We start from the raw sequence: 12,406 nt of genomic DNA on the forward strand, positions 1-12,406 counted from the left end.
ACATCATCAGCAGAAGAGCGCTTGTCCGCGGCCCAGACTGCGACAACCGGCAACGTGAGGAGGTAAGTTCGCTGGCCACTACCCAGCACTGCCGGGCTCGATTCCACAGACGACGATATATGCGATTCATTGAATCTCCTTAACTGAGGGTGCGAAGAGATGCCCCACCAGAGAACCCGGCGGGGCTGGTGATCACCCGGCGCTGGGCGCCAGGGTCTGTACGTGTTCGCGATGACCATCGCGGGTGAGGCGGTAACGCAGTTGCAGCGTGTGCCCGGGCTGCACGGGGAAAGGCAGTTCCAATGCACTGCCGGGATACAGGCTTTGCGACACGTCGTGCGCGGTGCAGCGCGCGCCATCGCAATCAGCAATGCTGGTGATGCCGACACGCACCGTGCCGGTGTTGCGCAGGCGGTTTCCTTCCACCTGCATCGCCATGGCCGGCTGCGCGGGCAGCACATTGACCAGCGCGCCCCAGACCAGGCTGACGCCGACATTGGCCTGTGCGCGCTCACCCTCGCCTGCGTGCTCAACGCCTTCGGGGCCACGCACGCCTTCGAAGTAGACGCGGTAGGCGGTTTCCTTTTCGACCGGCTGCAGCGGAATCACCCGGATCAGTCGATTGCCACCACCGGCCAGCGCGAACTTGCCGGGCGTGATGGCGATGGCTGCTTCGCCAGGCTCGACCTCAACCTCGTGTTCTTCTGCACCGGCCGGGTCGACGATGCGCTTGATCGAGGCCTGCACGTACTGCGGCTGGGTGGACTGCGAATAGATGCGGATCTGTGCGCCCTTCTTCACGTCCACCGACGTGCGCATTGGATGCACCGTGAGGTTGGCGTGGGCAGGCACCGCCATCAGCAGCGACAAGGGAAGCAGGCAGCGAATGAGAGGCTTCATCGGGGGCTCCGTGGGAATCAGGGCGTGGCAGTGGGAACGCGCAGTTCCACCTTGAGATCGCCGTCGTAGTAGCCGGGGCGCTTGCTGCTGACCGGCACGCGAGGGGTTTCCAGCACCAGTGGCGTGGGCACGCAGAACACCGGCTGGGTCATGCCGGGCAGCAGCACCAGGCGCAGCTTTGCGGTGTCGATGCCGTGCAGCTGCTGCTCCACGCCGTTGCGCATGGGCAGAGCGCTGCCGTTGTGATCGAGGGTGACGGTGTAGTCCACGCGCTGCGTGGCATCGCTGCCACCATCGGTGTGCCAGACCGAGTAGCCCGACGGTCCTGGGGGGCGTGGTCCACTGTCGCGCACGGTGACGCCCAGGTACTGGCTCTGCGAGCCCAGTCCGTCATACAGGCACATGTCGAGTTGGGTTCGGCCGCCGACGGTCTGTGCAAGCGGGTCGTACTGCAGGTTCAGGCCGACGTGTGGAGTAACCTGATCGAAGAGCGGGAAGTAGATGGAGACTGCGTTGTAGTCGGTGATGGTGAAGTCGAACTTGAACGAGTAGGTCGCGAGCTGCTGATGTGGAGGTTTCCTTAACGCAAGTACCAGACGTGCCGTCCATCGACCCGCAACCAACTTCTCCAGTTCGGATGCCGGTATGCGAATTTCGGCGCCAGTTCCTGCGGGCATCAGGAAGTTGCACTCTGGAGCACTTGAAGACCATAGTGGCCTGGGTGTCGTGGCCCAGTAGTCCGACTCACATGCAGGAGTTGCTGCAATGCGAAACAGGTCGCCACGCGCTTCGACATCAATCTCCATTCCACTCCGCTGCTCAGTGAAGCGAAGCGGAATCGCACTACTCTTCCCTGACGGCAGTTCCCCCGTATCTGACTCCGGGCATCTTCCTGAAGACGAGTTAGAGTTTGAGGAGCACGTCATGTATAGCTGCCCATATGACAGAGTCAGCGCCCTCTCGTAGGCTAGGAGCGTCCGCCGTGGCAGCAGTTCGATGTCGCCTGGTATCGATGAGCGGTCCCAAGCCATGCTGATGTCCTGACTGATATCAATCGGATCTTGATCAGGCGGTCGCTGCGCCATCGCCCTTGGCGCCAACACGACCAGCGCACACAGCACCGCCATCACCCACCACACCCGCCGGCTCACTGCGCACCTCCCGCGGCCGCGGTCTGCGGCGTGGCGGCAATCAATGCCTGCTCCTGCAGCAGTCGCGTCACCCGTGCCTGATGGCGGATGTCGGCCGGCAGCTGCGCCACGGCCAATGGCTCGCACTGCACGGTACCCACCAGCATCACCACGCTGCGGCGCTCACGTACCTGCAGCGGACAGTGCAGCAGCCGGTCGTCCTGCAGCAGGTACAGGGTCTTTTCGCGTCGTGGGAAGTCGGCCACGAAGCCTCCATTGCTGCCGGTGCCGGGCACCGGCGCGTTGAGAATGCGGGCGCCGCGCAGCGGTGCACCGGCGATGTCGTGGGCGTTGCCGATGAAGGTGTAGGTCACCTCAATCGGCACCGGCATGCGCACCAGCCGCCCGGGCGAGAGGAACAGCGGGCGCGCCCCCCCCACACCGCTCACGCGCACGGCCGCGATGCTGTCCAGTGCGCTGGCGTCCTGCACTTCGGCGCGGTGCGATTGGTAGGCGGAAATCGGCAGCAGGCGACGTTCGCCCAGCTTCAGGCGCTGCCGGCGCAGCCCGCCTACCTGCAGTTCGGCGGCCACGCCGGTCAGATCCAGGTCGTCGGTGCCATCCACCTGCACCGCCAGCCCGGCATCGGCGCCCACGCCTGCGCCCCAGTACAGCCCGCGAGAGCCGATGGCCAGGCCGGAACTGTGCGTGGCGCTGTACGCCACCTCGTTGCCACCCTGGTGCTGATAGCGCGATACCGTAGCGCCGGTCTGGCCGATGCGGTTCTGCAGCTGCCCGCTCAGCGTGGCGCTGTAGCGTTCGTTGTTGTTGCCGCGTAGTTCGCCAGACACTTCGCGGTACTGGTCTTCGTAGTCCTGGCGCAGGGTCTGGCCGGCGCTGTAATTGACGTCGGGCCGCGCGTGCTGCGGCTGGCGCACGTCCACACCGTAGCGCCGCTGCGAGCTGCCGCGATCACCGCGCTGCAGGCGGTTGAGGCTGAAGTTGAAATAGATGCCGCGGTCACGGCCATCGCGCAGGCCACCGCCATTGGTCTGCTGCCACACGCCGATGCGGCTGGAGACACTGAACTCGCCCCAGCGCTGGCTGCGGCTGTAGCTGGCCTGCCAGGTGCGGCTGAGCTGCGGCACGCGCGTGGGCTGTGGAATCCACGGCGGCAACAGCGGGTCGAGCCCGGCCAGCGGATCATCCCCCAGCCCCGTTTGCACGGTGCCTGCGCGCCAGGTCTGGCGGCGGGTATAGGCCACGTAGGCGTTGCCGCCAGCCACCGGCAGCGCCATCGAGGCACTGAGCGAGTCGGCACAGCCCAGCCGGTCGCGCGCGTCGTCCTCGAACTGGCAGGCGCGACCACGCATGCGCTGGTGGTACACATTCCACGAGGCACGGCGGCGGTAAGACAGCTGGTGCTGCTGGCCACGACTGCCATCACTGCCGTGCATGCCGCTGAACGTGCCGCGGATCTCCTGGGTGGCGAACACATGGCGCAGGTCCAGCCGCAGTTCGCCATAGCTGAAACCGCCCAGGTCGGCGAGGCCGGCCGTCACCGCCACGTTGCGCGACATCGGCACGCGCACGCCGCCCATCGCCGCCAGCTCGCCGTCGAAGCGGTCGCTGCGGCGCTCGTTGCGGCGGCCGCCCTGCAGGAACCACTGCACGCTGCTGTCGGTCCAGTCGCCGCCCTTGTCGAACGGCGCGTCCTCGCTGCGCACCAGCACGCCGTCTTCGTAGATGCGCAGGGTGATGGTGTAGTTGCCCAGCGGGAACCGGCGCGTGTCGAGCTGGTTGATGCCCGCCTGCAGGTAGAAGGTCTGCAGCAGGCGCTCGCCGTCGAAGGCATCCACGCGTGCATCGCGTGCCAGCAGCACGGTAAACGGCGTGGCCTGCACGGCGGCAGCGGAATCCACGTAGGCCTGCGTGGTGCCCAGGCGCAGGCCCTGGAAGCGGTCCATCGGCAGCATGCTGAAACTGAAGGTGCCGCCCTGCGGGCTGCTCAGGTTGCGGCGGTCCATGCGCCCGGCCTGCAGGTAGTGCTGTTGGCCCAGGTCATGACGGTAGTAGGTGTTGTCCAGCTGGAAATCACGGCGGGCACGGCCACCGCGGTAGTGCTGCTGGCTGAAGGTCCAGTCGGCGGACAGGTGGCCGCGCTGGAACACGCCCAACGCGCCCATGCCCTGTGCGGCCAGCGACTGGTAGCCACGGCCGCCACTGACATTGAACGTGTGCTGGTGCAGAAAGGCGTTTTCGGCATTGGCGCTGACCTGGTGGTAGCGCTCGGCGGCCGGTTCGCCGGGAATCCATTGGCGGGCGACGAACAGGCGCACGGCGCCCTCGCCTTCGTCATACAGCGCGCGCACGGCGGTGGGCTCCTCGGGGGGATCGATGTACCCGCAACCGGCACTGGCGCCGCCGTAACGGCAGGCCAGGTGACTGTTGCGCGGCAGTGGTTGCGACAGCGCTGGCAACAACGCCGCCTGTGCCTCGGCGGGCAACTGCAATGCCTGCAGCGCCTCGGCCGGGGCCTCCAGCTGCACGTGTTCCAGGGTCACGCGCACCGGCACCAGCCCGGTCGAACGACCGAACAGGCGCACCTCAAGTTGTTCGGTCTGGCCTTCGACCAGATCCTCGAAACCGGCGGGAACGCCGCGCGCCGCGACCAGGGGCGTGGCCAACGACAGGGCGAGCGCGACCGCCAGCCGGGTGACGGCGGGTGCGGGAGATTTCATGGGGGTGTTACCGGAAGCGGCCGGCCCGGCATGCGGGCCGGCGCGGGCGCCTTACGGGCTGGTGGTCTTCTGCTGCATGGCGATGGTGACGATGCCTTCGTACTGGCCACCGGCAGTGATCGGCGCCTGGTTGGTCTGCGCGATACGCAGCGGCATCGGAATCGATGCGCCCGGCAGCGCGCCATCGAATAGGTCGGAGGCAAGGAAGTCCTGCGCGGCCACGGTCAATGCCTTGCCGTTGAGGCTGACGGTCAGCGGCACCGGGGCGCCAGCGCCCGAGGTGTGCAGCAGCTGCGGCGCGCTGCCGACGCGCACTTCGATGTCCTGGTCGATATCGTTGGAGTAGATACGCACCTGCTGCGACCACGGCACCAGGCCGTTGACCGGGTTGTGGACCAGGTTCACCACCGAATCCAGCGCGGTGCCGTCGGCCTTCAGCATGGCCAGGGTCGGGTCGACGCTGGCCCAGACCTTGATGTCGGCGTCGAAGGCATGGGCGGACAGCGAAACGGTGGCCAACGCTGCAGCGAGCGTGGCCTTCTTCAGAATGGCGTGCATGTGTGTCTCTCTCGGACAGGGGGATATGAAAGCTCCCCTCCCCAAGGAGAAAGGGAGGGAAGCGCCGTCCGCAGAGGTGGGTGCGGCCGACGAGAGAATGGTAGGTATGCCTACCCCGCACCGGCCATTCAAGCTTTCCTAAATAACTGAACGTTAAGAAGATTCCTTGAAGGCGTTCAATGTTTGAGGGTTATGCAAATTTCCTCATCCGGTCTTTGCAACAACCCTCATTGCGCGGCATGCACTGTGCCGAGTCGAACCATGCTCGTCGCCTGTGTGCCGCGCCGTCGCCTCAACGCGTGCTGACGATCCGCACATGATCCACGTCGATGTCGGTGGGCTTGAAGCGGTGCGTGTCCACTTCACCGTGCAGCTCCACCACGGTGGTCGCGCTGACGGCCTGGTGGCTGGGCAGATCCTTGTCGTCGATTTCCACATCGATTTCGCCGGTAGCGTCCTTGAAGCGGTAGCGCTCATGGCCGATCTTGGCCACCAGCGTGCCCTGCAGCACCACCGGCTGGTCGTCACGCTGGTCGCGTGCTTCGGCAACCGTGGTGACGGCACTGGTGGCGCCCGGGCCGGTGTACTGGGCAAAGGCGCCAGCGCTGAGCAGGCTCAAGGAGGCAGCAAAGAGCGCGAGGGTGAGTCGTCGGTTCATGGTGTTCTCCATGCAGGGATAAGTACCCTCAGGTTCTATCGCCTCGAATGTGATGCCCATGCAATAGATCCGAAAAGATGTGAAAACGACATCCCATGTCAGAAGCCATTCATTCCGGACCCGACGCGTCTTTCAGGAACGACTCCATGGCCGCCACCAGGGCCAGCGGCGTCTCGTTCATCGGGTAGTGCCCGGCCTCCTCCAGAACCTCCATCGTGGCCTGCCGGTAACGGCGCAGGCAGGTGCGCTCCATCAGTGCACGGTTGAAGGTGGGATCGTGGCCACCTACCAGCACCTTCAACCGATGAGTGCCGACGATCTCATTGCTGAAATCGGTATCCGCCCACGCTGGAAGATAGGCGGCAAATGCCGCAGGTGAAGCATGTGCCGCCGAGTACGCAGCCTTCCAGTCGAGCCATTGCGCCGGCAGCCGTCCGCCGGTACTGCGATCGATGATGGCCCGACGGATGCTTACGTCCCCGGCTGCGGCTTCAAGCAGGCCTCGCGTCGCGGCGTCGTAGGCAATGCCGCCGCAGGGCACCGGCGCAATGGCCACCATGCCGCGCACCCGTTCCGGCGCAAGCACCGCCATACGTTCAATGGCCATGCCGCCCATGGAATGACCTGCCACGCTGAAGCGTTCGTGGCCCAGGCCAGTCATCAGATCCAGTGCATCGGATGCAATCTCGTCGATGGTGTACGCGCCGGGCGCATCGCGCATGCCGCCGTAGCCACGACAGTCCATGAAGAGGTAGCTGAAGTCGTCGCGCGACAGCCAGGGCTCGATCGGCGCGAACGCATGCGCGTCGCCGAACCAGCCATGCAGGACCAGGACAGGGTGTGATCCGTGCCCCACGCGATGAAAGGTATTGGCCATGGGATTCCAGTGCGGTTGGGGGAATCCCCGATGCTAGGCAGCGCACCTCACTGGCACCGTCGATGACGGGTCAATCGCTATAGAATCCGGGCCATGCGCGACTCGCTGCTTGACCCCTACGAAGACCTGCCACGCGATGTCGTGGTCACCTCGAACGACTACGCCGCCGAGTTCACGTTTCCCCGCCATGCTCACCGGCGCGGGCAGTTCGCGTTTGCAGCGCGCGGCACCATCAGTGTGGCCACGCCGCAGGGGCGCTGGCTGGTTCCGCCACGGCGCGCCTGCTGGGTGCCTGCAGGCCTGGCGCATGAGATGACCATGCGGGGGCCGGTAACGATGCTCAACGCCTTTCTCTCCGCCGAGGCGGCCGACGCAGGGGCGCTGCCAGAGCACTGCCGGGTGTACGCGGTCTCTGCGCTGCTGCAGCAGCTGCTGGAGGCGGCGGTGGACCTGCCTCCGCTGTACGACGAAGACGGGCATGCAGGCAAACTGATGCAGTTGCTGGTGGCGGAAATCGCATCGATGCCGGCACTTTCCCTGCATGCACCGCTACCTGCCGATGCACGCCTTGCACGTGTCTGTCGTGCCCTGTTCGATACGCCCTCGCTGGCAACCCGCCTTGATGACGTTGCCGCCGACGCGGGCATGAGCCGGCGCACGTTCACGCGCCTGTTCCGCGCCGATACCGGGGTAGGTTTTGCCGAGTGGCGGCAACAGGTGTGCCTGCTGGTGGCCATCGAGCGGCTGGGACAGGGCCAGGCGGTGACGCGTGTCGCGCTGGACCTGGGCTATGCAAGCCCCAGTGCGTTTTCTGCGGCCTTCCGGCGTGTGCTGGGATGTTCGCCGAGCCGGTACGCGGAGGCGTAGCACCAGGCCTGCGTCTGGCTGCCGTGCGCGCTTCGCGCATGGGTCGAGCATGGCTCGACGCTACACATGCTCACGCACAACCGGGTGGCATCAGGCCGCCTTGCGGCGGCCTGATGGGTATTACTCAACAACACGCTCTCAGAAGAAGATCGCGTACAGGATCAACAACGGAATCGGTACGCCCAGGAACCAGAGCAGAAGCGTCTTCATGGCAGGTCTCCTTGCATCAGATGCGGATTACAGGTCGCGGCGACGGCCGCCCCAGGTGGCGCTGAGGCTGGCGAAGAACGCGCCGATCAGCAGGGTGATGAACAGCCACAGCGCGGCATACGCCGTGGCCTTGCGGGCATCATCGGCAGCCTGCTTGGCGGTGGTCTTGGCCTTTTCCAGCGCAGCACGCATGCGGGTCTGCACCTCGGTCACACGGGCCTGCGCTTCGGCCGGGCTCATGCCCGTCTCGCGCGCGATCAGCTGCGACAGGTACTGGGTATCGGCCGGGTCCAGGCCATCTCCCTGCAGACTGTTGACGATGATGCGGTTCACTTCGGCACGCACTTCGCGGCGGTCACCCATCGGGCCATTGCCCGGCATCGGACGTGGCGGCGGCGGGGCCGTGCGCGCGTCACGTGGGCCAACGCTGGCGGCGGCCGGGGGCGGCGGTGCGGCAGGGTCCATCGGGCCATTGCCCGGTGCTGCGCCCGATGCCGGCGGAGCCGGAGGCGCACCGGCGGCGTCCGGGCCCGGCGTGGTGGCGTTGCGGAACAGCGAATCCACCCAGTAGTTGAGGTCGCCTTCCTGACCGCCGGCAGCCGCCGTGCCGACACCGGCAGCAGCAACGCCTGCAGTGGAGACTGCGGCGCCTGCGGTGGCACCGGCCACCTTTGCGCCGGCGCCCAGCACGCCACCGATGGCCGAGGTCAGCAGACCGGCAGTGAGCAGCGTGGCCACGGCCCAGGACACAAAACCGTGCGCGGTATCGCGGAAGTAGGTTTCATCGCCGTGGATCTGCGTCCACTTGGTGCGCAGGCGGCCAGCCAGATAGCCGCCCAGACCGGAAGCGGCCAGCGCGGTGAAGGTGAGCCACGCGACGCTGGTCCAGCCGAAGGTTTCCTTGGAAACGCCCTCGAACGACCACGGCGATACCGAGGACAGACCAAGGCCTACACCCAGGATGAGCAGGATGAGGGAGAGTGCAGCGGCGGCAACGGCGCCGGCGAAAATGGCGCCCCAGGACACCGCGCTTTCGCTGGTGGGCGGCACGATGGGGGTGGTGACGACAGTGGCAACGTCGGGACCAAGCGGGCCGCGCTCGGGTGGGTCGAATCGGGTACTCATGGGGTCGAACGCTCCGTATCAGGTGCTGCGGGTGCAGTTGGTGTCCTGAGGCTGCGCGAGCGCTTGTGAAGCTGATGAGACCCTTGAATCACGCGCCCTTGGCGCGGCGGACATCGTGCCAACAGCCGGGGCGCAGTAGATCCACGCCATGCGTGGATGGTTTTCTGCGGATGTCCAACGCTTGCCAACCAAGGTTGGCATCTACCAGAAGCGAAAAAAAAACGCCCCGCAATCGCGGGGCGTCTTCAGCACAAACCACGCAGAGCGATCAGCCCTGGTAGTCGCGCACGTCGTGGCCGGTGTAGACCTGGCGCGGACGGCCGATCTTCATTTCCGGGTCGACCTGCTGTTCCAGCCAATGCGAGACCCAGCCGGAGGTACGGCCCAGGGCGAACATGACGGTGAACATTTCGGTCGGGATCTGCAGCGCCTTGTAGATGATGCCGCTGTAGAAATCGACGTTCGGGTACAGCTTGCGGGCGACGAAGTACTCGTCCTGCAGCGCGGCCTGTTCCAGCTTCACGGCCACGTCCAGCAGCGGATCCTGCACGCCCAGCTGCTTGAGCACCTTGCCGGTCATCTCACCGATGACCTTCGCGCGCGGATCGAAGTTCTTGTACACGCGGTGGCCGAAGCCCATCAGGCGGAAGCCGGAGGTCTTGTCCTTGGCCTTGAGCACGGCCGATTCGACGTTGTCGGCCGAACCGATCTCTTCCAGCATCTTCAGCACGGCTTCGTTGGCACCGCCGTGGGCCGGACCCCACAGCGCGGTGACGCCAGCGGCGACCGACGCGTACGGGTTGGCACCGGTCGAACCGACCAGGCGCACGGTCGAGGTCGACGCGTTCTGCTCATGGTCGGCGTGCAGGATGAACAGCAGGTCCAGCGCCTTGACCACGTCCTGGTTCAGTTCGTACTTGCCATCGGCCGACTCGAAGGTCTGCTTCAGGAAGCGGCTGACGTAGTCCAGCGAGGTGTCCGGCTTGTTGGCCGGCAGGCCCTTGCCGTGGCGGTAGATCAGCGCCGACAGGGTCGGCACCTTGGCGATCAGGCGCACGGCAGCCTGGCGGCGCTGTTCGGCGTCGGACAGGTCCAGCGAGGCGTGGTAGATGCCCGACAGCTGCGCGATGGCGGCGGTCAGGATGGCCATCGGATGGGCATCCTTGGCGAAGCTGCCGATCAGGGTGTTGATCGACGCATCGACGTTGGCTTCGGCCGCCAGCTCGTCGGTGAAGGCCTTCAGCTGCTCGGCGCTCGGGCGCTCGCCGTTGATCAGCAGGTAGGCCACTTCGACGTAGCTCGACTTCTCCGACAGCTGCTCGATCGGGTAGCCGCGATACAGCAGCACGCCCTTGTCGCCGTCGATGTAGGTGATGGCGGACTTGCAGCTGGCCGTCGCGGTGAAACCGGAATCGTAGGTGAAATACCCCGTTTCCTTGGTCAGCTTCGCGATGTCGACGCAGTCGTTGCCGAGGGTGGGTTTGATGACGGGCAGAACGACCGACTTATCGCCGGCGTTGAGCGTGACCTGATCAAGATCGGACACTGTGTGCGCTCCTTCATGGGAAGGCGCCTGCCCAAGCGCATTGGTCAGGCACGTGAATGACGTCCTCGGCCTGTGCCGGGGATCAGGTCATTATCGCACAGCAGCATTTGCCGGGCGCTAGACAGAAGTCGTAGACGACAGGCAGCCGACACCCTGCCAGCGAGCGGCCGGGATCGGCAAACGCGTTGTCACAAGGACGCAGTGTTCCGTCCATCCAAACGCCCGTTGGGCAGGCGTCGGACAAAAACAAACGGCCGCGCAGAGCGCGGCCGTCGGTTCGAACCGGGTACGACGTATCAGCGCGCGTAGCGCTTCTGGAACTTGTCGATACGGCCCGAGGTGTCGATGACCTTGTGCTTGCCCGTGTAGAACGGATGCGAAGCCGAGGAAATTTCAACCTTCACCAGCGGGTAGTCGTTGCCGTCTTCCCACTTGATGGTTTCCTTCGTCGCCATGGTCGAGCGGGTCAGGATCTTGAAATCGGAGGTGACGTCATGGAAGACGACGTCGCGGTAGTTCGGATGGATATCGGCCTTCATGGGCTCACACCGTAAATGGGCTGGTGGTCAAGAGCGGCATTATAAGCACTGGTTGCCGCCCGGGGCAACCAGTGCGCGGGGCGGATCTCAGTCCGCACCCAGGGCCTGGCGCACCAAGGCCTCGAAACGCCCCTGGTCGTAGGCCATCAGCAGATCGCAGTTGTCCGGCTGGCCGGTCTGGCGGTTCCAGTCGACGATGGTGGCGCCACGGCTGAACGTTCCGTTCAGCTCCACATTCAGCGGCCGCGACTCGACCTGCAGCTGCCCTTCCGGGTTCAGCGCCCAGGCCATGGCCAGCGCATCGGCGGTGTACCAGCGCCCGCCCTTGCTGTCTTCGGACAGGCCACGGGTCTTGCGCGAGATCAGCTCGTAGAAGCGCGCGCGATCGGAATCGGCGCCCAGCCACTGCTCGGCTTCGGCCAGCGGCAGGCCGTGGGCAACGGTGGCTTCCCAGTCCGACACCAGCACGTGCGGGAACGCGGTGAACACCACATGCGCGGCTTCCGGATCGAAGGCGATGTTGAATTCGGCAGCGGGGGTGATGTTGCCGTGGCAGGTGACTGCGCCCCCCATCACCACGATGCGCTTGATGCGCTGGGGCAGCGTCGGGTCAAGCTTCAGGGCCAGCGCCAGGTTGGTCAGCGGGCCAAGCATCACCAGCATCAGTTCGCCGGCATGCTGGTGCGACAAACGCAGGATCGCCAGCGCGGCGTGCTCGGCGTCGGCTTGGCGGCTCGGCGGCGGCAGGTCCACGTCGCCATAGCCGTCACGGCCATGCACGTGGGCGGCATCGACGGACGGATGCAGCAGCGGATCGGGGCTGCCAGCAAACACCGGCACGTCGGCGCGGCCGACGATGTCGCAGAGCTTGAGGGCGTTGCGGACGGTGTACTGCAGGCCTACGTTGCCGGCGGCGATGGTCAGGGCGACCACGTCATGCCGTTCATCGGCGAAGGCCATCAGCAGGGCCAGTGCGTCGTCGACACCGGGGTCGGTATCGATCAACAGCGGGATCTTCTTGGTCATCGTTGCCGTCTTCAGATCGGCAACGAAGTGTGGACCGGGAAGATGACCGTTGCAAGTATGGGGGTTCGGGTTCGGCAGGGCGGCGCCCTGCACCCGCCGAATCGACGGCAACGGCAAAAGCGGGCATTCCGTGGGATGGCGGGGTGGGTCCGGTGGCGGGGGGCGCTGCAAGTACGTCCATGTAAGCTCGGTCGCCGCATCCATGCGGCTCACGCCCCCGCCACCGGAC

General features: G+C 65.7%; 11 protein-coding genes and 1 pseudogene. 1 reads left to right on the top strand and 11 read right to left on the bottom strand.

Annotated elements, in window-relative coordinates:
* Nucleotide 1: 1 nt before the first annotated feature.
* The 7 genes and pseudogenes from ACFX4F_RS13525 to ACFX4F_RS13555 form a co-directional block, all read right to left on the bottom strand.
* Nucleotides 2-130, bottom strand: a pseudogene (locus tag ACFX4F_RS13525) (ESPR domain-containing protein); the annotation flags it as partial.
* Between the two features lie 62 nt (nucleotides 131-192).
* On the bottom strand, nucleotides 193-900 hold the full coding sequence (locus ACFX4F_RS13530; RefSeq protein WP_099820822.1) for a pilus assembly protein: 708 nt from the start codon (nucleotides 898-900) through the stop codon (nucleotides 193-195).
* A 17-nt stretch (nucleotides 901-917) separates the two neighbouring features.
* A complete protein-coding gene (locus tag ACFX4F_RS13535) occupies nucleotides 918-2,027 on the bottom strand; it encodes a CfaE/CblD family pilus tip adhesin (RefSeq protein ID WP_099820900.1) in 1,110 nt (369 codons plus the stop codon).
* 20 nt (nucleotides 2,028-2,047) lie between these two features.
* Nucleotides 2,048-4,771, bottom strand: a complete 2,724-nt coding sequence (locus tag ACFX4F_RS13540) for a TcfC E-set like domain-containing protein (protein WP_380656091.1) — start codon at nucleotides 4,769-4,771, stop codon at nucleotides 2,048-2,050.
* 51 nt (nucleotides 4,772-4,822) lie between these two features.
* Nucleotides 4,823-5,329: a CS1 type fimbrial major subunit gene (locus ACFX4F_RS13545; protein WP_099820820.1), complete on the bottom strand. Its 507-nt coding sequence runs from the start codon at nucleotides 5,327-5,329 to the stop codon at nucleotides 4,823-4,825.
* Between the two features lie 292 nt (nucleotides 5,330-5,621).
* Entirely contained in the window at nucleotides 5,622-5,987 is a 366-nt protein-coding gene (locus ACFX4F_RS13550; RefSeq protein WP_380656093.1) for a NirD/YgiW/YdeI family stress tolerance protein, read from the bottom strand.
* Nucleotides 5,988-6,096: 109 nt separating this feature from the next.
* Complete coding sequence (locus ACFX4F_RS13555) at nucleotides 6,097-6,864, bottom strand: alpha/beta fold hydrolase (RefSeq protein ID WP_380656096.1); 768 nt, start codon at nucleotides 6,862-6,864, stop codon at nucleotides 6,097-6,099.
* Between the two features lie 93 nt (nucleotides 6,865-6,957).
* On the opposite strand from ACFX4F_RS13555, the gene ACFX4F_RS13560 reads away from it, so the two are divergent.
* Nucleotides 6,958-7,731, top strand: a complete 774-nt coding sequence (locus ACFX4F_RS13560; RefSeq protein ID WP_380656098.1) for an AraC family transcriptional regulator — start codon at nucleotides 6,958-6,960, stop codon at nucleotides 7,729-7,731.
* Nucleotides 7,732-7,968: 237 nt separating this feature from the next.
* Here the strand turns inward: ACFX4F_RS13560 and ACFX4F_RS13565 are convergent, their stop codons facing one another.
* The 4 genes from ACFX4F_RS13565 to ACFX4F_RS13580 form a co-directional block, all read right to left on the bottom strand.
* Entirely contained in the window at nucleotides 7,969-9,066 is a 1,098-nt protein-coding gene (locus ACFX4F_RS13565) for a hypothetical protein (RefSeq protein WP_380656101.1), read from the bottom strand.
* Between the two features lie 268 nt (nucleotides 9,067-9,334).
* Nucleotides 9,335-10,612 (bottom strand): citrate synthase, encoded by a 1,278-nt coding sequence (locus ACFX4F_RS13570; protein ID WP_033831906.1) that lies wholly within the window; start codon nucleotides 10,610-10,612, stop codon nucleotides 9,335-9,337.
* Between the two features lie 296 nt (nucleotides 10,613-10,908).
* The gene (locus tag ACFX4F_RS13575; protein ID WP_010484049.1) at nucleotides 10,909-11,151 is read right to left on the bottom strand and encodes a type B 50S ribosomal protein L31; all 243 of its coding nucleotides are present in this window, start codon (nucleotides 11,149-11,151) and stop codon (nucleotides 10,909-10,911) included.
* Between the two features lie 87 nt (nucleotides 11,152-11,238).
* Entirely contained in the window at nucleotides 11,239-12,177 is a 939-nt protein-coding gene (locus tag ACFX4F_RS13580; RefSeq protein WP_380656104.1) for a nucleoside hydrolase, read from the bottom strand.
* Between the last annotated feature and the right edge of the window lie 229 nt (nucleotides 12,178-12,406).

Source organism: Stenotrophomonas sp. YIM B13575 (assembly GCF_042787595.1).
GTDB classification, from domain to species: Bacteria; Pseudomonadota; Gammaproteobacteria; order Xanthomonadales; family Xanthomonadaceae; genus Stenotrophomonas; species Stenotrophomonas lactitubi_B.

Excerpts from the sequence above, each read along its gene's own strand:
- ACFX4F_RS13530 (WP_099820822.1), bottom strand. The coding sequence starts at position 900 with ATGAAGCCTCTCATTCGCTGCCTGCTTCCCTTGTCGCTGCTGATGGCG.
- ACFX4F_RS13535 (WP_099820900.1), bottom strand. The coding sequence starts at position 2,027 with ATGGCGGTGCTGTGTGCGCTGGTCGTGTTGGCGCCAAGGGCGATGGCG.
- ACFX4F_RS13540 (WP_380656091.1), bottom strand. The coding sequence starts at position 4,771 with ATGAAATCTCCCGCACCCGCCGTCACCCGGCTGGCGGTCGCGCTCGCC.
- ACFX4F_RS13545 (WP_099820820.1), bottom strand. The coding sequence starts at position 5,329 with ATGCACGCCATTCTGAAGAAGGCCACGCTCGCTGCAGCGTTGGCCACC.
- ACFX4F_RS13550 (WP_380656093.1), bottom strand. The coding sequence starts at position 5,987 with ATGAACCGACGACTCACCCTCGCGCTCTTTGCTGCCTCCTTGAGCCTG.
- ACFX4F_RS13555 (WP_380656096.1), bottom strand. The coding sequence starts at position 6,864 with ATGGCCAATACCTTTCATCGCGTGGGGCACGGATCACACCCTGTCCTG.
- ACFX4F_RS13560 (WP_380656098.1), top strand. The coding sequence starts at position 6,958 with ATGCGCGACTCGCTGCTTGACCCCTACGAAGACCTGCCACGCGATGTC.
- ACFX4F_RS13565 (WP_380656101.1), bottom strand. The coding sequence starts at position 9,066 with ATGAGTACCCGATTCGACCCACCCGAGCGCGGCCCGCTTGGTCCCGAC.
- ACFX4F_RS13575 (WP_010484049.1), bottom strand. The coding sequence starts at position 11,151 with ATGAAGGCCGATATCCATCCGAACTACCGCGACGTCGTCTTCCATGAC.
- ACFX4F_RS13580 (WP_380656104.1), bottom strand. The coding sequence starts at position 12,177 with ATGACCAAGAAGATCCCGCTGTTGATCGATACCGACCCCGGTGTCGAC.